Annotated in this window: 22 protein-coding genes and 1 tRNA gene; 15 read left to right on the forward strand and 8 right to left on the reverse strand. The window is 66.0% G+C overall.

The annotated features are described in order from the left end of the window. Window positions 1-258: 258 nt before the first annotated feature. The 8 genes from leuS (at window position 259) to GH664_RS16875 (ending at window position 8,244) form a co-directional block, all read left to right on the forward strand. Complete coding sequence (leuS, locus tag GH664_RS16840; protein ID WP_153169233.1) at window positions 259-2,892, forward strand: leucine--tRNA ligase; 2,634 nt, start codon at window positions 259-261, stop codon at window positions 2,890-2,892. A gap of 10 nt (window positions 2,893-2,902) precedes the next feature. Further along, window positions 2,903-3,421 (forward strand): LPS assembly lipoprotein LptE, encoded by a 519-nt coding sequence (gene lptE / locus GH664_RS16845; RefSeq protein WP_153169234.1) that lies wholly within the window; start codon window positions 2,903-2,905, stop codon window positions 3,419-3,421. Between the two features lie 28 nt (window positions 3,422-3,449). Further along, on the forward strand, window positions 3,450-4,457 hold the full coding sequence (gene holA, locus GH664_RS16850) for a DNA polymerase III subunit delta (protein ID WP_153169235.1): 1,008 nt from the start codon (window positions 3,450-3,452) through the stop codon (window positions 4,455-4,457). 61 nt (window positions 4,458-4,518) lie between these two features. Next, window positions 4,519-5,796 carry a glutamate-5-semialdehyde dehydrogenase gene (locus tag GH664_RS16855; protein ID WP_153169236.1) on the forward strand — a complete coding sequence of 426 codons (1,278 nt, stop codon included), beginning with the start codon at window positions 4,519-4,521 and terminating at the stop codon, window positions 5,794-5,796. Next, window positions 5,777-6,271: a methylated-DNA--[protein]-cysteine S-methyltransferase gene (locus GH664_RS16860; protein WP_153169237.1), complete on the forward strand. Its 495-nt coding sequence runs from the start codon at window positions 5,777-5,779 to the stop codon at window positions 6,269-6,271. The genes GH664_RS16855 and GH664_RS16860 overlap by 20 nt, the downstream gene beginning before the upstream one ends. Next, window positions 6,268-7,200, forward strand: coding sequence for a site-specific tyrosine recombinase XerD (gene xerD, locus GH664_RS16865; protein ID WP_153169238.1), 933 nt, complete (start codon window positions 6,268-6,270; stop codon window positions 7,198-7,200). Before GH664_RS16860 ends, xerD begins: the two co-directional genes overlap by 4 nt. 45 nt (window positions 7,201-7,245) lie before the next feature. After that, window positions 7,246-7,734: a Cys-tRNA(Pro) deacylase gene (gene ybaK, locus GH664_RS16870; RefSeq protein WP_153169239.1), complete on the forward strand. Its 489-nt coding sequence runs from the start codon at window positions 7,246-7,248 to the stop codon at window positions 7,732-7,734. A gap of 102 nt (window positions 7,735-7,836) precedes the next feature. Beyond that, the gene (locus tag GH664_RS16875; RefSeq protein ID WP_308445466.1) at window positions 7,837-8,244 is read left to right on the forward strand and encodes an H-NS histone family protein; all 408 of its coding nucleotides are present in this window, start codon (window positions 7,837-7,839) and stop codon (window positions 8,242-8,244) included. A 204-nt stretch (window positions 8,245-8,448) separates the two neighbouring features. Here GH664_RS16875 and GH664_RS16880 read toward each other — a convergent pair whose 3' ends face one another. After that, entirely contained in the window at window positions 8,449-8,844 is a 396-nt protein-coding gene (locus GH664_RS16880; RefSeq protein WP_153169240.1) for a dihydroneopterin aldolase, read from the reverse strand. A gap of 114 nt (window positions 8,845-8,958) precedes the next feature. On the opposite strand from GH664_RS16880, the gene plsY reads away from it, so the two are divergent. Continuing rightward, window positions 8,959-9,555 (forward strand): glycerol-3-phosphate 1-O-acyltransferase PlsY, encoded by a 597-nt coding sequence (plsY, locus tag GH664_RS16885; RefSeq protein ID WP_153169241.1) that lies wholly within the window; start codon window positions 8,959-8,961, stop codon window positions 9,553-9,555. Between the two features lie 71 nt (window positions 9,556-9,626). On the opposite strand, the gene tsaD is transcribed toward plsY, so the two are convergent. After that, the gene (gene tsaD / locus GH664_RS16890) at window positions 9,627-10,673 is read right to left on the reverse strand and encodes a tRNA (adenosine(37)-N6)-threonylcarbamoyltransferase complex transferase subunit TsaD (protein WP_153169303.1); all 1,047 of its coding nucleotides are present in this window, start codon (window positions 10,671-10,673) and stop codon (window positions 9,627-9,629) included. Between the two features lie 137 nt (window positions 10,674-10,810). Between tsaD and rpsU the strand changes: the two genes are divergently transcribed. The 4 genes from rpsU to GH664_RS16910 all read left to right on the forward strand — a co-directional run bounded on the left by rpsU (window position 10,811) and on the right by GH664_RS16910 (window position 15,140). Further along, the gene (gene rpsU / locus GH664_RS16895) at window positions 10,811-11,023 is read left to right on the forward strand and encodes a 30S ribosomal protein S21 (RefSeq protein ID WP_002924646.1); all 213 of its coding nucleotides are present in this window, start codon (window positions 10,811-10,813) and stop codon (window positions 11,021-11,023) included. 135 nt (window positions 11,024-11,158) lie between these two features. After that, window positions 11,159-12,979, forward strand: coding sequence for a DNA primase (dnaG, locus tag GH664_RS16900; protein WP_153169242.1), 1,821 nt, complete (start codon window positions 11,159-11,161; stop codon window positions 12,977-12,979). 58 nt (window positions 12,980-13,037) lie between these two features. Next, window positions 13,038-15,023, forward strand: coding sequence for an RNA polymerase sigma factor RpoD (gene rpoD / locus GH664_RS16905; RefSeq protein WP_153169243.1), 1,986 nt, complete (start codon window positions 13,038-13,040; stop codon window positions 15,021-15,023). Between the two features lie 41 nt (window positions 15,024-15,064). After that, window positions 15,065-15,140, forward strand: a tRNA-Ile gene (locus GH664_RS16910). 77 nt (window positions 15,141-15,217) lie between these two features. On the opposite strand, the gene GH664_RS16915 is transcribed toward GH664_RS16910, so the two are convergent. The 6 genes from GH664_RS16915 to ffh all read right to left on the reverse strand — a co-directional run bounded on the left by GH664_RS16915 (window position 15,218) and on the right by ffh (window position 20,048). After that, complete coding sequence (locus GH664_RS16915) at window positions 15,218-15,634, reverse strand: VOC family protein (protein ID WP_153169244.1); 417 nt, start codon at window positions 15,632-15,634, stop codon at window positions 15,218-15,220. 72 nt (window positions 15,635-15,706) lie between these two features. Next, window positions 15,707-16,246, reverse strand: coding sequence for a superoxide dismutase family protein (sodC, locus tag GH664_RS16920; RefSeq protein ID WP_194270431.1), 540 nt, complete (start codon window positions 16,244-16,246; stop codon window positions 15,707-15,709). Between the two features lie 133 nt (window positions 16,247-16,379). After that, window positions 16,380-17,132, reverse strand: coding sequence for a M48 family metallopeptidase (locus tag GH664_RS16925; RefSeq protein ID WP_153169245.1), 753 nt, complete (start codon window positions 17,130-17,132; stop codon window positions 16,380-16,382). An 8-nt stretch (window positions 17,133-17,140) separates the two neighbouring features. After that, window positions 17,141-17,890 carry a molybdopterin-binding protein gene (locus GH664_RS16930; protein WP_153169246.1) on the reverse strand — a complete coding sequence of 250 codons (750 nt, stop codon included), beginning with the start codon at window positions 17,888-17,890 and terminating at the stop codon, window positions 17,141-17,143. After that, window positions 17,887-18,663: an EI24 domain-containing protein gene (locus GH664_RS16935; RefSeq protein WP_153169247.1), complete on the reverse strand. Its 777-nt coding sequence runs from the start codon at window positions 18,661-18,663 to the stop codon at window positions 17,887-17,889. Before GH664_RS16935 ends, GH664_RS16930 begins: the two co-directional genes overlap by 4 nt. Before the next feature lie 14 nt (window positions 18,664-18,677). Further along, the gene (gene ffh / locus GH664_RS16940; RefSeq protein WP_153169248.1) at window positions 18,678-20,048 is read right to left on the reverse strand and encodes a signal recognition particle protein; all 1,371 of its coding nucleotides are present in this window, start codon (window positions 20,046-20,048) and stop codon (window positions 18,678-18,680) included. Between the two features lie 50 nt (window positions 20,049-20,098). On the opposite strand from ffh, the gene GH664_RS16945 reads away from it, so the two are divergent. Then, complete coding sequence (locus GH664_RS16945; RefSeq protein WP_153169249.1) at window positions 20,099-20,926, forward strand: inner membrane protein YpjD; 828 nt, start codon at window positions 20,099-20,101, stop codon at window positions 20,924-20,926. An 88-nt stretch (window positions 20,927-21,014) separates the two neighbouring features. Beyond that, window positions 21,015-22,727, forward strand: a complete 1,713-nt coding sequence (gene pilB, locus GH664_RS16950) for a type IV-A pilus assembly ATPase PilB (RefSeq protein WP_153169250.1) — start codon at window positions 21,015-21,017, stop codon at window positions 22,725-22,727. Window positions 22,728-22,745: the final 18 nt, after the last annotated feature.

Here is a 22,745-nt window from a genome sequence, read left to right on the forward strand (position 1 = left end):
GAGGACCACGCCCAACATAGCATCGCGCATGACGGGAAAGAGGAAGGGGATCGGTTTGTTTGGCGACTGCCAATCTACCAACCTCCGACCCGTCAACCACTACCTCCCCCGGATCGCGCGAAGAACCATTTTTTTGTCCGCACAGCAGCGGCCGACGCCAGGCCGCCTCGCCTGCATGGCGTCGCCGCTTCGCGGTCGATCGCGGCTTCGCGGTATACTCTCGCGTTTTCAACGCTTTCCGCCCCCACGCGCACGCTCATGCAGGACAAATACCAGCCCGCCGCCGTCGAGACGGCCGCCCAGCAGCACTGGGACTCCACCGACGCCTTCCGAGTGACCGAAGACGCGAGCCAGCCCAAGTACTACTGCCTGTCGATGTTCCCCTATCCGTCGGGCAAGCTGCACATGGGGCACGTGCGCAACTACACCATCGGTGATGTGCTGGCGCGCTATCACCGCATGCGCGGCTACAACGTGCTGCAGCCGATGGGCTGGGACGCCTTCGGCATGCCGGCCGAGAACGCGGCAATCCAGAACAATGTGCCGCCGGCGAAGTGGACTTACGCCAACATCGACTACATGAAGGCGCAGTTGAAGCGGCTGGGTTTCGCCATCGACTGGTCGCGCGAGCTGGCCACCTGCACGCCGGAGTACTACCGCTGGGAGCAGTGGCTGTTTACCCGCCTGTACGAGAAGGGCCTGATCTACAAGCGCCTCGGCACGGTGAACTGGGACCCGGTCGACGAGACGGTCCTCGCCAACGAGCAGGTCATCGACGGCCGCGGCTGGCGCTCCGGCGCGCTCGTCGAGAAGCGCGAGATCCCCATGTATTACATGAAGATCACCGCCTATGCCGACGAGCTGCTGGCTGCGCTGGACGACCTGCCCGGCTGGCCCGAGCAGGTGAAGCTGATGCAGAAGAACTGGATCGGCCGCTCGGAAGGGGTGGAAGTGCATTTCCCCTACGATCTGTCGACGATCGGCCACGCCGGCGTGCTCAAGGTGTTCACCACCCGCGCCGACACGCTGATGGGCGCCACCTACGTCGCAGTGGCTGCCGAGCATCCGCTCGCCACGCAGGCCGCCGCCGGTAACGCTGAACTCGCCGCCTTCATCGACGAGTGCAAGCACGGCGGCGTCGCCGAGGCCGACCTCGCAACGATGGAAAAGAAGGGCATGCCCACCGGCCTGCGCGTGGTGCATCCGCTGACCGGCGAATACCTTGACGTATGGGTCGCCAACTACGTGCTGATGGGCTACGGTGAAGGCGCGGTGATGGCGGTGCCGGCGCACGACGAGCGCGACTTCGCCTTCGCCACCAAATACAGCCTGCCGATCGCGATGGTGGTGCGCTCCACGCGCGATGCCTACGAAGACACCGTGGCGCCGTGGAACGACGCTTACGCCGAGCACGGCCGACTGGTGAACTCGGGCAAGTACGACGGACTGCACTTCCAGGACGCGGTGGACGCCATCGCCGCCGACCTCGACGCCAAGGGCCTGGGCGCCAAGCGCGTGCAGTTCCGCCTGCGCGATTGGGGCATCTCGCGCCAGCGCTACTGGGGCTGCCCGATCCCGATGATCCACTGCGCCGACTGCGGCGACGTTCCGGTACCCGACGACCAGTTGCCGGTGGTGCTGCCCGAGAACGTCGAGATCACCGGCCGCGGCTCGCCGCTGGCCAAGATGCCCGAGTTCTACGAGTGCAGTTGTCCCAAGTGCGGAAAACCGGCGAAGCGCGAAACCGACACGATGGACACCTTCGTCGAGTCCTCGTGGTACTTCCTGCGCTATGCCTGCGCCGACAGCAGCACGGCAATGGTGGATGAGCGCGTCAACTACTGGGCGCCGGTGGACCAGTACATCGGCGGCATCGAGCACGCCATCCTGCACCTGCTGTACTCGCGCTTCTTCACCCGCGCGATGCGCGACTGCGGGTTGGTGAACGTGTCCGAGCCCTTCACCAACCTGCTCACCCAGGGCATGGTGGTGGCCGAGACCTATTACCGTGAGCTCGACGGCGGCAAGAAGCAGTGGATCAACCCGGCGGACGTCGCCATCGAACGTGACGAGCGCGGCCGCATCGTCTCCGCGAAGCTTGCGGCCGACGGGCAGGCGGTGGTCATCGGCGGCACCGAGAAGATGTCCAAGTCGAAGAACAACGGCGTCGATCCGCAGTCGCTGGTGGACCAGTATGGCGCCGACACCGCGCGCCTGTTCATCATCTTCGCCGCGCCGCCCGACCAGCAGCTCGAGTGGTCCGATTCCGGCGTCGAAGGCGCGTCGCGCTTCCTGCGCCGGGTGTGGAACTACGGCCATGCCTTCGTCACCGAGACGCGGCCCGCCCTGCCAGCCGAGCGCAAGCTCGCCTCAGGCGACATTCCCTCCGCCCTCGCCGACGCGCGCCGGGAGATCCACACGCACCTCAAACAGGCCAACTACGACTTCGGCAAGCACCAGTTCAACACCGTCGTGTCGGCAGCGATGAAGATCCTCAACGCGCTCGAAAAGGCACAGAAGGACCTCGCAGCGAGCGCGCCCGCCGCCCACGCCGAAGTGGCGGAGGAAGGCTTCTCCATCCTGCTGCGCCTGCTGTCGCCGATCACGCCGCACATCTGCCATGCGCTGTGGGTCGACTGCGGCTTCGGCACCGACATTCTCTCCACCCGCTGGGCGGAGCCGCTCGAGGCCGCGCTGAAGCAGGACGAACTCGAGCTGGTGCTGCAGGTGAATGGCAAGCTGCGCGGCAACATCAAGGTGGCGGCCGACGCCTCGAAGAGCCAGATCGAGGCGCTTGCCCTTGCCTCGGAAGCCGCGCAAAAGTTCATGGAAGGCAAGCCGCCGAAGAAGGTGGTGGTGGTGGCTGGCCGCCTCGTCAACATCGTCGTCTGAGGAGGCGCCCATGCTCGAAGCTCCCGCCCTGCCCCGCCGCCGCCTGCTGCTTGCCGGCGCGGGGCTCTTCGGCCTGGCCCTCGGCGGCTGCGGCTTTCACCTGCGCGGTCCGCAGCGCATGGACTTCACCACCATTCATATCGGCGTGAGTGCGTTGTCCGATTTCGGCGCTGCGCTGAGGCGCCAGTTCGCGACCACCGAGACCACCAGGGTGGTCGAGGACCCCGCGCAGGCCGAGGTCCGCCTGCAGATCCTCGTCGATTCGCGCTCGCGCGAGATCCTCAGTCTGACCGGCCGCGGTACGGTGCGTGAATACCAGCTCATCCAGCGCCTGCGTTTCCAGTTGCTGGACAAGGCCGGAGTCGCCATCGTTGCCCCGACCGAACTCGTCGCAAGGCGCGAATACACCTTCGACGACTCGCAGATCCTCGGCAAGGAACAGGAAGAGGCGCTGCTCTACCGCGACATGCAGGAGGATCTCATCCAGCAGTTGATGCGGCGACTCGCGACGGTCAGGCTCAAGCGCTGAGCGGCGTTCCACCCACCGCTGCCCTGCGATGATCCTGCGCCCCGACCAGCTCTCCGCTGCGCTCGCAAAGCCACTCGGTCCGTTATGGATCGTGCACGGCAACGAGCCGCTGCTGGTGCTGGAGGCCGCCGATGCCATCCGCGCGGCCGCGCGCAGGCAGGGCTACGACGAGCGCGAGACGCTGGTCGTCGGCCAGGGCTTCAAGTGGGACAGCCTGGCGCTGGCAGCGGGCAACCTTTCCCTGTTTGGCGGCGAAAAACTGATCGACCTGCGCATTCCCACCGGCAAGCCGGGCCGTGACGGCGGCGAGGCGCTGCAGCGCTACGCCGCCGCATTGCCGGAACAGACCCTGACCCTGGTGACCCTGCCCGAGCTCGACTGGCAGGCACGCAAGACGGGCTGGTTCAAGGCGCTCACCGACGCGGGCGCCGCGCTCGAGTTCAATGCACCCGAGCGCGAGCGGCTGCCAGACTGGATCGCGCGCCGCCTCGCCGTGCAGGAACAGAGCGCGCCGCCCGAGGCGCTCGCCTTCATCGCCGACCACGTCGAAGGCAACCTCCTCGCCGCACACCAGGAGATCCTCAAGCTCGGGCTGCTGCACCCCAAGGGCGCACTGAGCCTGGAGCAGGTTCAGGACGCGGTGCTCAACGTCGCACGCTACGACATCGACATGCTGCGCCAGGCGGTGCTGGAGGGTGATCCGGCGCGCTGCGCCCGTCTCCTCGAGGGCCTGCGCGCCGAAGGTGCCGCCCCACCCCTGGTGCTGTGGGCGCTGGCGAACGAGGCGCGCAGCCTGGCGACCCTGCGCGCCGGCCAGGACGAAGGCCAGCCGCTGCCGGCCCTGCTCAAGGCCGAGCGGGTGTTCGACGAGCGCCGCAAGCAGGCCGTCACCCGCGCCCTCGCGCGCCTGGGTTCGCCGGCCCTGCGCGCCACCCTGCTGCACGCAGCCCGGATCGACCGCATGATCAAGGGTCTGGTCCCGGGCGACGTGTGGGACGAATTCCTGCAGCTCAGCCTCCGGCTGGCCCGCCGCTGAAGACGACACCGCCTTTTCGGTGCTTTAATTCAGCATCAGACAACGTCTTACCGACCCGCACATGGACATCCAGCACTACATGCAGACCCTGGGCCGCCAGGCCCGCGCCGCCTCGCGCGTCGTCGCCGCGGCCTCGACCGAAGCCAAGAACAACGCGCTGCTTGCCATGGCCGCGGAGATCCGCGCCCGACGCGACGCGCTGCTCGCGGCCAATGCGCAGGATCTCGATTCGGCGCGCGCCGCCGGTCTCGAGGCGGCCCTCATCGACCGCCTCACGCTGAACGAAAAAGGCATCGAGGCGATGGCCGCCGGCCTGGAGCAGGTCGCCGCCCTCCCCGATCCGATAGGCGAGATCACCGACGTCAAGCGCCGGCCGTCCGGCATCCAGGTGGGCAAGATGCGGGTGCCGCTGGGCGTGATCGGCATCATCTACGAGGCGCGGCCCAACGTCACCGCGGATGCCGCGGCGCTGTGCCTGAAATCCGGCAACGCCGCGATCCTGCGCGGCGGCAAGGAAGCGATCAACGCCAACCGCGCGATCGCCGCCTGCGTGCGCGCCGGCCTGCTGGCCGCCGAACTGCCCGAGCATGCGGTGCAGGTGGTGGAGACCACCGACCGCGAGGCGGTGGGCGCGCTGATCTCCATGCCGGAATTCGTCGACGTCATCGTGCCACGCGGTGGCAAGGGCCTGATCGAGCGAATCTCGAGGGATGCGCGCGTGCCGGTGATCAAGCACCTCGACGGCAACTGCCACGTCTACATCGACGACGAGGCCGATCCAGCCAAGATCGTGCCCATCGTCGAAAACGCCAAGACGCAGCGCTACGGCACCTGCAATACCGCCGAATCGCTGCTGGTGGCACGCGGCATCGCCGATCTCTACCTGCCTGCGATCGCACGCATGCTCGCCGCCAGGGGCGTGGAGATGCGCTGCTGCGACGAATCGCTGGCGCTGTTGCGCGAGACCGCCATCGACGGCGCCAAGCTCGTCGCCGCGACCGAGGCCGACTGGCGCGAGGAATACCTCGCACCCATCATCGCGGTAAAGCTGGTGGACGGCGCCGAGGAGGCAATCGCGCACATCAACACCTACAGCTCGGGCCACACCGAGGCCATCGTCACCGAGAACTACACGACGGCGATGCGCTTCCTGCGCGAAGTCGATTCGGCGTCGGTGATGATCAACGCCTCGACGCGCTTCGCCGACGGCTTCGAATACGGTCTTGGGGCCGAGATCGGCATCTCGACCGACAAGATCCACGCCCGCGGCCCGGTCGGACTTGAAGGCCTGACCAGCCAGAAATGGATCGTGTTCGGGAATGGCGAGGTCCGCAAGTAAGCGCGTGACCCGCGAATGCGACGCCGTCCTCGCGCTGCCGTTCGGCCCCTTCGGCATCTGCCTTGCGGATGAACGGATCGAGGAGCTCTGCTTCCTGCCTCCGGGCACGTCATTGAGGCCCCCTCGGAGCGAGCTGGCGCACCGCACCGCAGCCGCCATCCAGGCGTGGCTGGAAGACCCCGCCAGCGTGGAGGAGCTGCCCTTCTCGCGCCGCGGGACGCCGTTCCAGCAACGTGTTTGGCATGCCATCTGCAGCATCCCGGCAGGAGAAACGCGCACCTATGGCGCGCTGGCGCAAGAGCTGGGCAGCGCCGCACGCGCCGTGGGCCAGGCCTGCGGCGCCAATCCCTTTCCGCTGCTGGTGCCCTGCCATCGCGTCACTGCGGCAGCGGGCATCGGCGGCTTCGCCAACGCCCGTGGCGGCTGGCTGATCGAGGCCAAGCGCTGGCTGCTGGCCCATGAGGGCCGCCGATGAGCAGCCGGGCGGCATCCTCGGTGGAGGCGACGCTGTCGCCCGAGGCACGCACCGAACTCGACACTTTCATCGACACCCTGTGGCTGGAACATGGACTGGCGCGCAACACGCTCGCCGGCTATCGCAGCGACCTCGCGCTGTTCGCAGCCTGGCTCGCACCACGCGGCACCGCGCTGCCGCATGCGGACGCCGCCGACCTTGCAGCGTATCTCGCCGACTTCAGCCAGCGGGCGAAACCGGCGAGCCAGCGCCGCTTGCTGGCGGCCTGGCGTCGCTATTACAGGCATCTCGCAAGCCACGGCCTGATCGGCGAAGACCCGACGCTGCTGCTTGAACCGCCCATGCCGACACAGCGCTTCCCCCGCACGCTGAGCGAGGCACAGGTGGAGGCACTGCTCGCAGCGCCCGATTTGGGCACTCCGCTCGGTCTGCGCGACCGCTGCATGCTCGAAGTCCTTTATGCTGCGGGCCTGCGTGTATCGGAGCTCGTCGAACTACGCCTGTTCGAAGTCAGCCTCAACGACGGCCTGGTTCGCGTGATGGGCAAGGGCAGCAAGGAACGGCTCGTGCCTTTGGGGCAGATTGCTGCCGAATGGATCACGCGCTACGTACGCGAGGGGCGGCCGCTGCTGCTCGCGGGCCGAAGCAGCGACGCGGTGTTCGTGACGCGATTCGGCGCACCGATGACACGCCAGATGTTCTGGCGCATCATCAAACAGCATGCCCTTGCCGCCGGAATCGCGCCGGAGCGGGTTTCGCCCCACACCCTGCGCCATGCATTTGCCACCCATCTGCTCAATCATGGTGCCGACCTGCGCGTAGTGCAATTGCTCCTTGGCCATGCCGACATTTCGACGACCCAGGTATACACGCATGTCGCCAGAGAAAGGCTCAAGCAACTTCATTCGGCCCATCATCCACGCGCCTGAATACCGAGCCCGATCCATCCTTTTACGATTCACGGATTCGTGATCATGTCCAGAACCGAACTGCACGTGCCCGAAACACCGGCAACGCGATTTCTTCGCCAGCACGGCGTCGCTTATTCCAGCCATCCCTATGCTTACGAGGAGCACGGCGGCACGGCCGTTTCGGCTCGCGAGCTCAACGTCAGCGAACACGCGGTGATCAAGACGCTGATCATGGAAGACGAGGATGCTGCACCGCTGATCGTGCTGATGCACGGCGACAAGAAGGTGTCCACCAAGGAACTGGCGCGCCAGTCCGGACGCAAGCGGATCGAACCCTGCCGACCGGAAATCGCCAACCGGCATACCGGCTTTCTCGTCGGCGGCACCTCACCTTTCGGCACACGCAAGAAAATGCAGGTGTTCATGGAGCGCACGATCCTCGAAATCCCGCTCATCTACATCAACGGCGGACGCCGCGGGTTTCTGGTCGGAATTCATCCACACGATATCCTGCGCATTCTGCAACCCACCCTCGTCGATGTCGCCGTTTAATTCTTTCTCCCAATTTCTTGACAATGATTTTAAACGGCTAGAATTAATGGCAGAATTGCGTCGTTGATTTTTCGCCTGCCCCGCTGCCTTGCAATGGGGCCAATGTCCAGCCCGGATCGAGATTCCGGGCAAGAATTGGGAGAGAACATGGACCTTTCATCTCTGTCGCTGAGCGACCTGCGCCGCCTGCAAGGTCGCGTCGAAAGCGAACTCCGTCGCCGCACCGATACTACCCGGCGCGCTCTGCTGAAGAAGATGCAGAAGATGGCGGCCGACGAAGGGCTGTCGCTCGACGACCTGCTCGAAGCTGCGCCGGCTGCTGAAGCCAAGGCCGAGGCGCCGAAGCGCGTTCGCCGCGCCGCTGGCACGGCCGAAAAGAAGCCCGCACCGGTGATCAAGTATCGTCACCCGGAAGATCCGTCGAAAGGCTGGAGCGGCCGCGGACGCAAACCGCAATGGGCAATGGATTGGGTCGCGCAAGGCAAATCGCTGGACGAACTCGCCGTCTGATCCGCGCGCCGGATCGTATCGGCGCGATCACAGCCGGAAGTCGCATTCGCATGGAGTGATCGCTGATGAGGCGAACACCCTCCTTGCGCCCCGCCGAGGCGATCGGCACCCGACGCCGCAATTCAAACCCGACCTCGCCATGCACCGTAGTGCCCGCACCGGACGGGAATCGCGGTTTTTTTCAGAAGCGCTGAAATTCGGTTTTCATTCACTCGGCATGACAGCCATTGCGCCAGCGGGCGGATGTTCTCCATCACGCCCGCGCTCGATGAATACCCCGACGCGGCGCACGCCTTTCATCACGCCGATCTTGGCCAGCCTCAGCTTCACCCACGGCGCACGAAAATCGTTCAACAACAGCTCGACGACGAACTCACCCAGCGTCTCGATCAGATTGAAATGCCGCTGCACCAGCTCGGTGCGAATGCGCTCGATTACGACTGCATAGTCGATGGTGTCGGAGATGTCATCGCGCGCAGCGGCCGCATCGGGCACGCCAAAGGTCAGATTGAGCTCGACGGTCTGCGGTGCGGCCTTTTCCCGCGCGTAGATGCCGATCCACGCCTGCACCCGCAATTCCTCGATGAAGATGAAATCCATGCTGGTTCCCGATTAGAATCGGCGCCATCTTAGCGCGGATGTTCTCGCATTCCGCAATCGTGCCGGCCCGACCTCCGTCTGCCACTGTTCCGCCATTCGGCGGCTGGAGAAAAGATGTCCCTCCTGATTCTGCTCGTTGCCGCGTATCTGCTCGGCTCGATTCCATTCGCGATCGTCAGCAGCCGTCTCTTCGGCCTCGAAGATCCGCGGCGCTACGGCTCGGGCAATCCCGGGGCGACAAACGTACTGCGCAGCGGCAACAAGGCTGCGGCGGCGCTGACGCTGATCGGCGATTGCCTGAAAGGCTGGCTGGCCGTCTGGGCCGCCACGCGCCTGGGCTTTGACGCGCTCGGCGCGGCACTCGCCGGCATTGCCGCATTCCTCGGACACGTATTCACGATCTTCCTGCGTTTCAACGGTGGCAAAGGTGTCGCCACCGCGCTGGGCGTGCTTGCCGGCGTCGACTGGCGCATCGCCCTCACCAGCCTGGCGGTCTGGCTGCTGGTTGCCTTCGGCTCGCGTTATTCGTCCGCCGGAGCCCTGGCCGCGGCGATCGTCGCACCGCTGGCTGCCGCCGTGTTTCTCGGCCTCGGCCCGGTCGTCGGCGTGCTCGCCGGCATGTCGGCGGTGCTGATCTGGCGCCACGCGGCCAACATCAAGCGCCTGATCGCCGGTACCGAAGGCCGCATCGGCGGCAAGAAGAAAGGCTGACGCGAGGCGATCCCGCGGGCCGGGCGGCGCTTGTGCCGGCCGCGCCGGCCCTCAGGCACTTCGTCGCTGCATCATTGATCCCGCGTGGCGCCGGGAGCAGTCAGCTCGGTCAGCGGCCAGCGCGGCCGGATGCGCACGGCCGGCGACGCATGGCGCGTCTCGCCGGCGGCCAGGCGCATGGCACCGGCGAATGCGATCATCGCGCCATTGTCGGTGCACAACTCCGGTTCGGGGTAATGCACCCGCCCGCCACGCTTGCCGACGGCAGCATCCAGCACGTCGCGCAAGCGACGGTTCGCACCGACACCACCGGCAACGACCAACGTCTTCAATCCTGTCTTCTTCAGCGCGCCGAGCGCCTTCGCGCACAAGACGTCGACCACCGCCTCCTGGAAGGCCGCTGCGAGATCGGCCGCCTGCGCCGGCCGCCAGTCCGCGCCCGAGACGATGTTCAGCACCGCCGTCTTCAGGCCGCTGAAGCTGAAGTCGAGATCGCCCGAATGCAGCATCGGTCGCGGCAGCTTGAAGCGTCGCGCATCCCCCTCCTGCGCCAGGCGCGCGAGCTGCGGACCACCCGGATAGCCCAGCCCGAGCAGCTTGGCCGTCTTGTCGAAGGCCTCGCCAGCCGCGTCGTCGACCGATTCGCCCAGCAGCGCGTACTCGCCCACGCCGCGCACCCGCATCAACTGCGTATGTCCGCCGGAAACCAGCAGCGCAACGAAGGGAAAGGCAGGGGGATCGGCCGACAGCAAGGGCGACAGCAGATGCCCCTCGAGATGATGCACCGGCAGAGCCGGCACGCCGCGCGCCAGGGCGAGCGACTCGGCCACGCTGGCACCGACCAGCAACGCACCCGCCAGCCCGGGGCCAGCGGTGTAGGCGATGGCGTCGATGTCCTCGATGCGCAGCGCGGTAGACTGCAGCACTTGCTCGAGCAGCAGCGGCAAGCGGCGGATGTGGTCACGCGAGGCGAGCTCCGGCACGACGCCACCGTACGCCGCGTGCAGATCCACCTGCGAGTGCAGGCAATGGCCCAGCAGCCGGCCACTGCCCTCGCCCGTCTCGTAGATCGCGACGCCGGTTTCGTCGCATGAGGTCTCGATACCCAGCACTTTCATCGCGTCCATCCACCTGATTCGATGCGGCATTTTAACCACGCCACGGGCCGTTTCGAACTTGCGCGCACTTGCAAAGAGGCGATTCGTCGTTTATATTTCTGCGCTTTCCGCCCACCAGACACCCAAGGAAGTACGCAATGCCCGGTATTCGCGTAAAAGAGAACGAGCCGTTTGAAGTTGCGATCCGCCGCTTCAAGCGCACGATCGAGAAGACCGGTGTGCTGACCGAGCTGCGTTCGCGCGAGTTCTACGAGAAGCCCACCGCCGAGCGCAAGCGCAAGCTGGCCGCCGCAGTGAAGCGCAACCACAAGCGCCTGCGCAGCCAGACGCTGCCGCCGAAGCTGTACTGATCGCTCCGCGCCGGAAGAGTTCGACGAACTCACCGATGCCCGCTCGCCGGGCGGAAGCCTTGAGGCCTCCGCCCGGCGAGTCGTTTTTGTTTCCTCGCCCCATGTGCAGGCAACTGTCATGAGGGGCCGCGCCGGATGATCCCTCAGTCCTTCGTCCAGGAACTGCTGTCGCGCGTCGACATCGTCGACGTCATCGAGCGCTACCTGCCGCTCAAGAAGAGTGGCGCGAACTATTTCGCCTGCTGCCCTTTCCACGGCGAAAAATCCGCCTCGTTCTCGGTCAGCCCGACCAAGCAGTTCTACCACTGCTTTGGCTGCGGCGTGCACGGCAGCGCCATCGGCTTCCTGATGGAATACAGCGGTCTCGGTTTCGTCGAGGCCGTGAAGGAGCTCGCCGGACAGGCCGGCCTGCAGGTGCCCGATGACGGCCGCCACGTGGCATTGCCTGCCGACGACAGCCAACGCCTATACGAGGCAATGACGACCGCCGCGCGCTTCTACCGCGAGCAGCTCAAGCACGCGCCCGACGCGATCGATTACCTCAAGCGCCGCGGCCTGTCGGGCGAAATCGCCGCGCGCTTCGGGCTCGGCTATGCGCGCGAAGAGTGGCAGGGCCTGCAGCGCGCCTTCCCCGACTACCAGGCCAAGACGCTCGCCGACGCCGGCCTCGTGATCGACAACGACCAGGGGCGCCGCTACGACCGCTTCCGCGACCGCATCATGTTCCCGATCCACGACCGGCGCGGGCGCATCATTGCCTTCGGCGGGCGCATCCTGGACAAGGGCGAGCCGAAATACCTGAACTCCCCGGAAACGCCGCTGTTCGAGAAGGGGCGCGAGCTGTACGGCCTGTTCCTGGCGCAGAAGGCCATCCGCGACACCGGCTTCGCGGTGGTGGTCGAAGGCTACATGGACGTGGTGGCATTGGCGCAATACGGCATCGAGAACGCCGTCGCGACGCTCGGCACCGCGACCACTCCGCAGCATGTCAACACCTTGTTGAAGCAGACCGATCGCATCGTGTTCTGCTTCGACGGCGACGCCGCCGGGCGCCGGGCGGCGTGGCGGGCACTGGAAAATTCGCTCGAGAGCCTGCGCGACGACGCCACGCTCGCCTTCCTGTTTCTGCCCGCCGAGCACGATCCCGACTCCTTCGTGCGCGCCGAAGGCGCCGAGGCCTTCCGCAAGGCCGCCGCGACGGCAATGCCACTCGCACGCTTCCTGCTGCAGGAGCTGGCCGCAAGCAACGACCTGGGCACGGCGGAAGGCCGCGCCGCGCTGGTGCATGAGGCCCGGCCATTGGTGACGCGCGTGGCGGCGCCGCTGCTGCGGCTGCAGTTGGTCAAGGCGGTGGCCGAAGCGGGCGAACTGACGCAGGCGGAAGTCGAGGACGCCTATGGCCTGCACTCCGCAAACCGCAGCGCAAGAAGATCCGGCGGCAAGGACATGCCGCCCGCGACGGGATTCGGACGCCCCCCTGGCCGCGCAGCCTTCGTCGCACGCAGCGCAGCCCGGCGCAAGCCACCTTCAGCCATCGGCACCCTGTTGCGCCTGGTGATGCAGCACCCCGCCTGGGCCGCCCGCCTGCCGGTCGACCTGGTACCGGCAGACAGCGCGGAAGGACGCGCCCTGATCGCCATCATCGACATGCTCAGCCTCGGCGAACCCATCCCTGGCGGCGGCCTTGGCGCCCTCATCGAGCGCTTCCGAGATACCCCGCATGGCGACACGCTGTCGCGCGTCGCGGGGGAGATGATCGACGAAGAGTTCGATGACGCGGTGATCGAAACACACTTCCATGACACGCTGCGCAAGCTTCAAGCGGACGCTATCAACATGGAGATCAGTGCGCTGCAGCAGCAGGAGCGCGAGCTCGGGCTGAATTCGACGGAACGTCATCGCCTTGCGGAACTCCTACACGAGAAGCTAAGCCTTCGCAGCGCAGCAAAGCTCTGATTTCTGTGATATAGTTTAACGTTTCCCTATTTACCTCCGCCCTGACTTGAGGAGTGCCATGGCACGCGAAAAAGCCAAGGATTCGCGCAAGGACAGCCCGAAAGGACGAGTCTCCAAGGCCAAGGACAAGACCGCCCAGGTCGTCGAAAGCCCCGAAGTTGCCCCGCTTGACGCCGAGGTGCGCCGCACCCGGTTGAAGACCCTGATCACGCTCGGCAAGGAGCGCGGCTACCTCACGTACGCCGAGATCAGCGATCACCTGCCCGACGATGTGGCCGATGCCGAACAGATCGAAGGCATCATCGCCACCTTCAACAACATGGGCATCCAGGTCTACGACGAGGCACCGGCCGCCGAAGACCTGCTGATGTCCGACAGCGTCGCCACCACCGTCGACGAAGACGTCGCCGAGGAAGAGGCCGAGCAGGCGCTGTCGTCCGTGGACTCGGAGTTCGGCCGCACCACGGACCCGGTGCGCATGTACATGCGCGAGATGGGTACCGTCGAGCTGCTCACCCGCGAGGGCGAGATCGAGATCGCCAAGCGCATCGAGGACGGCCTCAAGCACATGGTGCAGGCCATCTCCGCCTGCCCGACGACGATCGCCGAGATGCTCGAGATCGTCGACAAGGTGGCCAGGGACGAGATGCGCATCGACGAGCTCGTCGACGGCCTGATCGACCCGAACGCCGCTGCAGACGAAGCCGAGCTCGCCGCGGCCGAAGATGAGGCCGCGACGGCCGATGAAGCCGAAGCGGAAAGCGAAGAGGAAGAGGAAGAAGACGACGACGGTGCCAGCGCCGAAAGCGCCAACGCCGCCTCCCTGCTGCAGTTGAAGACCGATGCGCTCGCGCGCTTCGACATCATCCGCGGCCTGTACGACAAGAAGATGCAGGTGCTTGCGCGCAAGGGCTCGCAGGACACCAACTATCTGCTGCTGCAGCAGCAGATCTCCGACGAGCTGCTGAACATCCGCTTCACCGCCAAGGCGATCGAGCGGCTGTGCGACTCCGTACGCCAGATGGTCGAGCGGGTCCGCGGGCACGAGCGCCACATCCTGCACCTGTGCGTGGATCGCGCCGGCATGCCGCGCCAGCACTTCATCAAGGTGTTCCCGGGCCAGGAGACCAACCTCGACTGGCTCAAGCACGAAATCGCCGCGGGCAAGGATTACGCCGACGGGCTGATGCGCGCGCATCCTGCGATCCTCGAAGAGCAGCAGAAGCTCATCGACATGCAGGACAAGATCGGCATCCCGCTGAAGGAGCTCAAGGACATCAACCGCCAGATGTCCACCGGTGAAGCGAAGATGCGTCGCGCCAAGCGCGAGATGACCGAGGCCAACCTGCGCCTGGTGATCTCCATCGCCAAGAAGTACACCAACCGCGGCCTGCAGTTCCTCGACCTGATCCAGGAAGGCAACATCGGCCTGATGAAGGCGGTCGATAAGTTCGAATACCGCCGCGGCTACAAGTTCTCGACCTACGCCACCTGGTGGATCCGCCAGGCGATCACGCGCTCGATCGCCGACCAGGCGCGCACCATCCGCATTCCGGTGCACATGATCGAGACGATCAACAAGATGAACCGCATCAGCCGGCAGATCCTGCAGGAAACCGGCCAGGAACCCGATCCCGCCACGCTGGCGGAGAAGATGGAGATGCCCGAGGAGAAGATCCGCAAGATCATGAAGATCTCGAAGGAGCCGATCTCCATGGAGACGCCGATCGGCGACGACGACGACTCGCACCTGGGCGACTTCATCGAGGACACCGCCACGCTGGCCCCGTCGGACGCCGCTGTCTACTCGGGCCTGCGCGACGCCACCTCGGAAGTGCTCGACTCGCTCACCCCGCGCGAAGCCAAGGTGCTGCGCATGCGCTTCGGCATCGAAATGAATACCGACCACACGCTGGAAGAGGTCGGCAAGCAGTTCGACGTCACTCGCGAACGCATCCGTCAGATCGAAGCCAAGGCCCTGCGCAAGCTGCGCCACCCGAGCCGTTCCGAGAAGCTGCGCAGCTTCCTCGACAACGAGGCGTAAAGTCCCGTCCCGCCCGCCGGCCGAACGCCGCCGGGCACGGCGGGCCTTTAGCTCAACGGTTAGAGCAGAGGACTCATAATCCTTTGGTTGCGGGTTCGAATCCCGCAGGGCCCACCAACCGCATCACACGAAACGCCGACCTCGTCAGGTCGGCGTTTCACTCTTCTTGCGCTGGCGAGCTTTCGACCGGCTGCTTACCAGACGCCGACGTTGGGCATCGAGGCCCACGGCTCCTGGACCGGCAGCGGGGCGCCCTTCTGCAGCAACTCGATCGAGATCAGGTCAGGCGAACGGACGAAGGCCATGTGGCCATCGCGTGGCGGCCGGTTGATCGTGATACCCGCATCCTGCAGGCGCTTACAGGTAGCGTAGATGTCATCGACCTGGTAGGCGATGTGGCCGAAATTGCGTGCACTGCCGTAGTCTTCGGCATCCCAGTTGTACGTCAGTTCGACCTGCGCGTCCTCGTCGCCCGGGGCGGCCAGATAGACGAGGGTGAAGCGCCCCTTTTCGTGCTCCGTGCGGCGGACCTCACGCAGGCCCAGGGTGTGGTAGAAGTCGAGCGATGCGTCGAGATCACGCACGCGCACCATGGTGTGAAGATATTTCATGCAGCCGGATCTCCGGAAAGAAGTCTTGAGTTCCAGCCGGGGTGCGCGATGGGCGCCGCCGGCTGGATCGGATCAGTCGATGACGCCACATGCGATGCGCGCCCCACCGCCACCGAGCGGCTCGGGGTGATCGCTGTGATTGTCGCCACCTGCATGCACCATCAACGAGCGGCCAGCCAGATCGGACAATTTGAGCCTGGGCGCGAGGACAGGTTGAAGCGCGTTCCCCGCAGCATCGACATACAGCGGTGGCAGATCGCCGAGGTGGCCCTCGCCCCACGGCAGGTCATGCTTCTTCGTCCCCTGCGGGTCGTAGTGCCCGCCGGCCGCGAGCGCCGCAACCGACTTGCCGTCCTTCTCGAGGGCGGCGCAGCTCGGCTTCTCGTGCACATGGAAACCATGCAGACCCGGCGGCAAGCCCTTGAGCTCGGGCGTGAACACGACGCCATAGCGGGTTTCGGTGGCGACGACCTTGCCCGCTGCCGCGCCCGTGCCCGACGCCGAGACCACCAGCATCTCGATGACCTTGTCCGGTGCGGCCCAAACTGCTGTCGCCGTCATGGACAGCGCCAGGACGACACTTCGTAGAGTTCGCTGCTCGATGCGCTTCATCTCTGCTCTCCTGTGGGGGTGGACAGGGGTGCGCCGTGACGCCGGGTAGCGCCCGCAACACGCCCACCGTCAGGCCGCGATCGCCGCGGCGCGGTCGATGCTATCACCGGCCGCAAAGTCGATGCGGGCAAGATCATTCTTCGACGTCGACCGCGACCTGCCCGTCCAGCACCGGCAGGTGCGCCGACGCCGCACGCAACGCCTGCCGCGCCCGGCGCCAGTCGGGGTAGATGCACTCAACCACCGCCCAGAAGCGCGACGAGTGATTCATCTCGACGAGGTGGGCGACTTCGTGGGCGACGACATAGTCGATCAGCGCGGGCGGAAGATGGATCAGACGCCAGTGCAGCCGGATTCCGCTTGCGCTGCTGCAACTCCCCCAGCGCGTGCGAGCGCTCGACAGGCGCACGGCGGGAACTGGCAGGGCGAGCCGCAGGCAGTACTCCTCGACACGATTGCGGTGCCACGTCAGCGCACGCGCCTTGAGAGCCCGGATCAGCTCGCGTCGCGGGTCGCCCGACGCCGGCAGCAGGATCTCTCCGGCGTCTTCCTGTCCGTCGCGCCACAGCACGCGGCGCCCATTGCCCAGACGCACGCACAGATCACGCCCGAGCAGCGGCAGACGTGCACCATCTTCCACGCGGAAGACCGCAGGTGCAGCCGCAGCATGCGCCCGCAGCCTGTCCAGCAGCCAGGACCCGTGATGACGCACGAAACGGTCGATGTCCGCGAGCGTGGCGCGAAAGGGCACCGCGACACGCGCACCGCGATGATCGACCTGCAGCGCGAACGAGCGCCGCGTCGAACGCCGCAAGGTCAGTGCGACCCGGGTGCCGTCGATGTCCACCGCATGCGGCACCTCGGATGCAGCCGGAACGGCACGCATGCCGCTGCTCAGGCCTTGTCCTCCCACTCCAGCCCGCGCTCCGACAATGCGGTACGAATGCGCGCCATGGCGTCGGTGACGTCCGCCGCCGGCCCCTTCATGCCCAGCTCGAGCGAGCGCCGCTGCCCTTCCGCGGCAATCGTGGGCAGGCTGAAGAGGGTCGCGCGTGGAAAGGCAAGCGTGACCTCCTGCATCAGCGAGATGAGCTGGCCCTCGTACGCATCCCACACGGTGACCGCGGCCTCGACGTAGTCCTCGGCATGGAAGAGATGGGCGTAGTGCGTATCCAGCACCCACTCCATCATCGGCCACGCCATCACCGGGAAACCCGGCGCGAAATAGTGCTGGCGGATGGTGAAACCCGGAATGCGGTTGAACGGGTTGGGAATGATCTCGCTGCCTACCGGAAACACGCCCATCTGCAGGCGCTCGGGCGTGACCTCGTCGCCGAAGCGCGCCCGGATCTCGGCCTCGGCCTCGGAGTGCAGCGCGAGATCCAGCCCCAGTGCCGCTGCCGCCGACTGCCGGGTGCGATCGTCCGGCGTGGCGCCGATGCCACCGAAGCACAGCACGACGTCGCCGCTGGCGAAGGTCTGCTTCAGGGTTTCGGTCAGCCGGTCGCCGTCGTCGCCCGCATAGCGCGCCCATGACAGCTTGAGACCGCGCGCGCCGAGCAACTCGATGACCTTCGCAAGATGTTTGTCGCTGCGGCGGCCGGAGAGGATCTCGTCGCCGATGATCAATGCACCGAAGTTCATGCGTTCGTCCGAGGCAGGTTCTTTGGGGGGGCGTCGACGATGGTGACGCCGTTGCGTGTCCGCTCGCGCCGCAAGGCCTCGAGCATGAAATGCACGAAGGCGAGACCCGAATAGGCGGGTGCGATCAGGTTGAGGATGGGGACGTAGGCCAGCAGCGCGCAGGCGCCGCCGAGGGCGAGCATCGGCAGGCGTTGCTCGGCGCGAAGGCGCCGCAGCTCGTCGGCGTCGGCGTGGAGCATCAGGGCGTCATAGCCGAAGGCGCGCTGGTTCAGCCAGCCCGTCAGCAGCACCGACACGATGAGTCCCACACCTGGAATCAGCCAGAAAGGCAGCGACAGCACCAGCGCGAGGATGAACAACAGCGTCGAGGCGATGGCATTGAGCGCGCTGCCGACGTTCGAGCCGCCGCGCCGCTGCTCGAGGTCGGCATAGTCCTTGCGGCCCACGCGCTCGAGCATCAGGGGCAGCGCGATCACCGCCACCAGCAACGCGGCCGTCACGTAGATCAGCGGAACGAAGGCGAGCGCCAGCCCCAGCTTGAGCAGCACGAGCACGATGGCCGCCGCCGCCTCGCTCGTCGTCAGCCAATCGCCGATCAGCGGCACTGCATGCAGCCACGCGAGCAAGGTGCCGATCATCGTGTCCCACTGCAGCACGCCAATGGTGACCCACAGCGCAACCGCAACCAGCCCCGGCCATACCAGGTGCCAGAAGATGTCGCGCCGCCAAAGGCTGCGGAAGGCACGGCCGAATGCGAGCAGGATCTCCTTCAAGGAACCTCGCCTCCTCAGCGCGGCATGCCGGGGAGGCCACCCGGCAGCATGCCCTTCATCGCACGCATCATCTTCTGCATTCCACCCTTGGAGAATTGCTTCATCACCTTCTGCGTCTGCTCGAACTGGTTCAGCAGGCGATTGACCTCCTGCACCGTCACCCCGGCACCTGCGGCGATGCGGCGTTTGCGGCTGGCCTTGAGGATCTCGGGCTTGGCGCGCTCGAGCGGCGTCATCGAATTGATGATGCCCTCGATGCGGCCGATGGCCTTCTCTTCCACGCCGCCCTGCAGCTTGCCGGCCGCCTGCGCGAACTGCGCCGGCAGCTTGTCCATCATCGACGACAGCCCGCCCATCTTGCGCATCTGGCCGATCTGATCCTTGAAGTCGTTGAGGTCGAATCCCTTGCCGCTCTTCAATTTCTGCGCGAAGTCGCGCGCCTTCTCCTCATCCACGCCACGGCGCGCCTCCTCGACCAGGCCCAGGATGTCGCCCATGCCAAGGATGCGGCTCGCCATGCGGTCGGGGTGGAAGGGCTCGAGGCCGGAGAGCTTCTCGCCCACGCCGGCGAACTTGAGCGGCTTGCCGGTGACGTGGCGCACGGACAGCGCCGCGCCGCCGCGCGCGTCGCCGTCGAGCTTGGTGAGCACGACGCCGGTGAGCGGCAGCGCATCGTTGAACGCGCGCGCGGTGTTCACCGCGTCCTGGCCGAGCATCGCATCGACCACGAACAGTGTCTCGATCGGCTTCACCGCAGCGTGCAGCGCCTGGATCTCGGCCATCATCGCCTCGTCGATCGCGAGGCGACCGGCGGTGTCCACCAGCAGCACGTCGACGTGATGCTTGCGCGCGTGATCTACCGCCGCGAGCGCGATGTCGACCGGCTTCTGGTCCGGCGTCGAGGGGAAGAAGCCGACGCCCGCCTGGGCAGCGACCGCCTTCAACTGCTCGATGGCGGCCGGGCGATACACGTCGGTGGACACCACCAGCACCTTCTTCTTCTGCTGCTCGTGCAGCAGCTTGGCGAGCTTGCCGGTGGTGGTGGTCTTGCCCGCGCCCTGCAGGCCGGCCATCAGCACCACCGCCGGCGGCTGGGTGGCGAGGTTCAGGCCCTCGTGCGCGCCGCCCATCAGCGCCTTCAACTCGTCGTGCACGACGCCCACCAGCGCCTGGCCGGGAGTGAGCGAGCCGATGACTTCCTGGCCGACCGCCTTTTCCTTCACGCGCGCCACGAAATCCTTGACGACCGGCAGCGCGACGTCGGCCTCGAGCAGCGCGAGGCGCACCTCGCGCATCGCCTCCTGGATGTTGTCATCGGTCAGGCGCGCCTGACCGCGCAGGGTCTTGACGACTTTGGACAGGCGTTGCGTGAGATTGTCGAGCATGTTTGCGGAAACCTTGGAGCCGAGTGACTTGGAGTAAAATTCAACCAACCATGCGCACGATTCTACTTCATCTCATTCCTGCCTCGCTTTATGCAGCCCTCGGCCTGAAGTTCTGGCACAACTGCCGCACGACCGACAACGCACAGGCGCGGCCCTGCGTATCGACTGCCGAGCGCATCACGTTGCTCGTCGCCATCGTCGCACATGGCGCCGCGCTGCAGGCCGCGCTGTTTCCCGGCGAGCAGATGCGCTTTGGCTTCGGGGTCGCGGTGTCGATGATGGTGTGGCTGGCAATCTGCTTCTACTGGGTGGAGGCGCTGTACACCCGCCTCGACGGGCTGCATGCGGTCGCGATGCCGGCGGGCGTCGTCGCGAGCCTGCTGCCGTTGGCCTTCCCGGGCGAGCACGTGCTGGCGAATGCAGCCTCGCCCGCCTTCCGCGCGCATTTCATCATCGCCATGCTGGCCTACAGCCTGTTCACGCTGGCCGCGCTGCACGCCCTGTTGATGTCGGTGGCGAGCAAGCAGTTGCATGACGCGCGCTTCAGCCGCGCGCTCGGCAGCCTGCCGCCGCTGCTGACGATGGAAGCCCTGCTGTTCCGCCTGATCGGCATCGCCTTCGTGCTGCTGACGCTGACGCTCGTGACCGGCGTGCTGTTTTCCGAGAGCTTGTTCGGCCGCGCCTTCGCCTTCGACCACAAGACGATCTTCGCCTTCATCTCGTGGTTCCTGTTCGGCGGGCTGCTGCTGGGCCGATGGCTGTGGGGCTGGCGCGGACGTGTGGCATTGCGCTGGACGCTGGCCGGCTTCATCGCGCTGATGCTGGCCTATGTCGGCAGCCGATTCGTGATCGAAGTCGTACTGCATCGCGCAAATTGACACGGTGCACACCCGAGCGCCCCGAAGCAGGATTTACAAGCCCCTGCGCGCCATGCAACATCAGGCATCACCTCGTCGATAACGGGAAATGGCCGCAACCGCCAACGTCGCCCTGAGCGGACTCGCCCGGGCTCTCATCCAGCATGGACGCCTCGCCGAGGCGGACGCGATCGCCTGTTCGCAGGTCAAATCCGAAAGCGCGAACGCCTTCCTGCTCGAACTTTCAAGCCGCGGGCTGCTCAGCGCGCGGGAGTCCGCCCGCTTTGCCGCTGAAACCTTCGGCTACCCGCTGCTGGATGTCGGCGCGATAGACAAGAGCATGGTGCCGCGCGACATCGTCGACCGCAAGCTGATGTCCAAGCATCAGGTCGTGGGCCTCACCAAGCGCCACAACCGCGTCACGTTGGCGGTCGCCGATCCGTCCAACATGCGCGCGCTCGACGAGATCCGCTTCCAGACGGGCCTGCAGCTCGATCTCGTCATCGCGGAAGCGGACAAGCTGGGCCGCCTGATCGACTCCTTGCTCGAAAACGCGCAGCAGGCGCTGAAGGAGATGACGGGCGACGAGTTCGACATGGACCTGCTGCAGCAGGAGGGCCCGACCCACGAGACCGAGGAGGAGGCGAGCGAAGTCGACGATGCGCCGGTCGTGCGCTTCATCCAGAAGGTGCTCATCGACGCGATCAACGAAGGGGCGTCGGACATCCACTTCGAGCCCTACGAAAAGTTCTACCGCATCCGCGTGCGCACCGACGGCATCCTGCGCGACATCGCGCAGCCGCCGCTGGTGCTGAAGGAGAAGATCGCTGCCCGCATCAAGGTGATCTCGCGTCTCGACATCTCCGAGCGCCGCGTGCCGCAGGACGGTCGCATGAAGCTGGTGCTGTCGAAGAACAAGGCCATCGATTTCCGCGTCTCGACGCTGCCGACTCTGCACGGCGAGAAGATCGTGATGCGCATCCTCGATCCGAGCTCCGCCATGCTCGGCATCGATGCGCTGGGCTACGAGCCGGATCAGCGCAAGGCCCTGCTCGACGCGGTCGAGCGCCCCTATGGCATGATCCTGGTGACTGGTCCGACGGGCTCGGGCAAGACGGTCTCGCTCTACACCTGCCTCAATCTGCTCAACAAGGCCGGCGTCAATATCTCCACCGCAGAGGACCCGGCGGAAATCAACCTGCCCGGCATCAATCAGGTGAACGTCAACGAGAAAGCCGGCCTGACCTTCTCTGCCGCACTGCGCGCCTTCCTGCGCCAGGACCCGGACGTCATCATGGTGGGTGAGATCCGTGACATCGAAACGGCGGAGATTTCCATCAAGGCGGCACAGACCGGCCACCTGGTGCTGTCAACGCTTCACACCAATGACGCGCCCACGACGCTGGAACGTCTAAAGAATATGGGCGTCGCGCCGTTCAATATTGCGTCGTCGGTCATCCTGATCACGGCCCAGCGCCTGGCGCGTCGCCTGTGCACCTGCAAGAAGCCGGTGGACATCCCGCTCGAGGCCCTGCTCGAGGCCGGATTCAGCGATCAGGATCTCGACGGCACATGGCAGCCGCAGGGGCCGGTCGGCTGCGATCGATGCAAGGGATCGGGTTACAAGGGGCGCGTCGGCATCTACCAGGTGATGCCGATCACCGAGGAAATCGCACACATCATCATGACCAACGGCAACTCGATGGATATCGCCGCACAGGCCCAGCGCGAAGGCGTCCGCGACCTGCGCCAGTCGGGGCTGCTCAAGGTCAGGCAGGGCGTCACCTCGCTGGAAGAAGTGCTGGCCACCACCAACGAATAAGGCAACACGGGAATCGAA

The sequence above is a fragment of the Thauera sp. 2A1 genome (genome assembly GCF_009469595.2).
Taxonomy (GTDB): Bacteria; Pseudomonadota; Gammaproteobacteria; order Burkholderiales; family Rhodocyclaceae; genus Thauera.

What these genes read in the sequence shown, in the direction of transcription:
- GH664_RS16875 (WP_308445466.1), top strand. Translation starts at nt 7,837, where the DNA reads ATGTCCAGCCCGGATCGAGATTCCGGGCAAGAATTGGGAGAGAACATG.
- GH664_RS16855 (WP_153169236.1), top strand. Translation starts at nt 4,519, where the DNA reads ATGGACATCCAGCACTACATGCAGACCCTGGGCCGCCAGGCCCGCGCC.
- rpsU (WP_002924646.1), top strand. Translation starts at nt 10,811, where the DNA reads ATGCCCGGTATTCGCGTAAAAGAGAACGAGCCGTTTGAAGTTGCGATC.
- pilB (WP_153169250.1), top strand. Translation starts at nt 21,015, where the DNA reads ATGGCCGCAACCGCCAACGTCGCCCTGAGCGGACTCGCCCGGGCTCTC.
- rpoD (WP_153169243.1), top strand. Translation starts at nt 13,038, where the DNA reads ATGGCACGCGAAAAAGCCAAGGATTCGCGCAAGGACAGCCCGAAAGGA.
- ffh (WP_153169248.1), bottom strand. Translation starts at nt 20,048, where the DNA reads ATGCTCGACAATCTCACGCAACGCCTGTCCAAAGTCGTCAAGACCCTG.
- lptE (WP_153169234.1), top strand. Translation starts at nt 2,903, where the DNA reads ATGCTCGAAGCTCCCGCCCTGCCCCGCCGCCGCCTGCTGCTTGCCGGC.
- GH664_RS16860 (WP_153169237.1), top strand. Translation starts at nt 5,777, where the DNA reads ATGGCGAGGTCCGCAAGTAAGCGCGTGACCCGCGAATGCGACGCCGTC.
- ybaK (WP_153169239.1), top strand. Translation starts at nt 7,246, where the DNA reads ATGTCCAGAACCGAACTGCACGTGCCCGAAACACCGGCAACGCGATTT.
- GH664_RS16915 (WP_153169244.1), bottom strand. Translation starts at nt 15,634, where the DNA reads ATGAAATATCTTCACACCATGGTGCGCGTGCGTGATCTCGACGCATCG.
- sodC (WP_194270431.1), bottom strand. Translation starts at nt 16,246, where the DNA reads ATGAAGCGCATCGAGCAGCGAACTCTACGAAGTGTCGTCCTGGCGCTG.
- holA (WP_153169235.1), top strand. Translation starts at nt 3,450, where the DNA reads ATGATCCTGCGCCCCGACCAGCTCTCCGCTGCGCTCGCAAAGCCACTC.
- GH664_RS16880 (WP_153169240.1), bottom strand. Translation starts at nt 8,844, where the DNA reads ATGGATTTCATCTTCATCGAGGAATTGCGGGTGCAGGCGTGGATCGGC.
- xerD (WP_153169238.1), top strand. Translation starts at nt 6,268, where the DNA reads ATGAGCAGCCGGGCGGCATCCTCGGTGGAGGCGACGCTGTCGCCCGAG.
- dnaG (WP_153169242.1), top strand. Translation starts at nt 11,159, where the DNA reads ATGATCCCTCAGTCCTTCGTCCAGGAACTGCTGTCGCGCGTCGACATC.
- tsaD (WP_153169303.1), bottom strand. Translation starts at nt 10,673, where the DNA reads ATGAAAGTGCTGGGTATCGAGACCTCATGCGACGAAACCGGCGTCGCG.
- GH664_RS16945 (WP_153169249.1), top strand. Translation starts at nt 20,099, where the DNA reads ATGCGCACGATTCTACTTCATCTCATTCCTGCCTCGCTTTATGCAGCC.
- leuS (WP_153169233.1), top strand. Translation starts at nt 259, where the DNA reads ATGCAGGACAAATACCAGCCCGCCGCCGTCGAGACGGCCGCCCAGCAG.
- plsY (WP_153169241.1), top strand. Translation starts at nt 8,959, where the DNA reads ATGTCCCTCCTGATTCTGCTCGTTGCCGCGTATCTGCTCGGCTCGATT.
- GH664_RS16925 (WP_153169245.1), bottom strand. Translation starts at nt 17,132, where the DNA reads ATGCGTGCCGTTCCGGCTGCATCCGAGGTGCCGCATGCGGTGGACATC.
- GH664_RS16930 (WP_153169246.1), bottom strand. Translation starts at nt 17,890, where the DNA reads ATGAACTTCGGTGCATTGATCATCGGCGACGAGATCCTCTCCGGCCGC.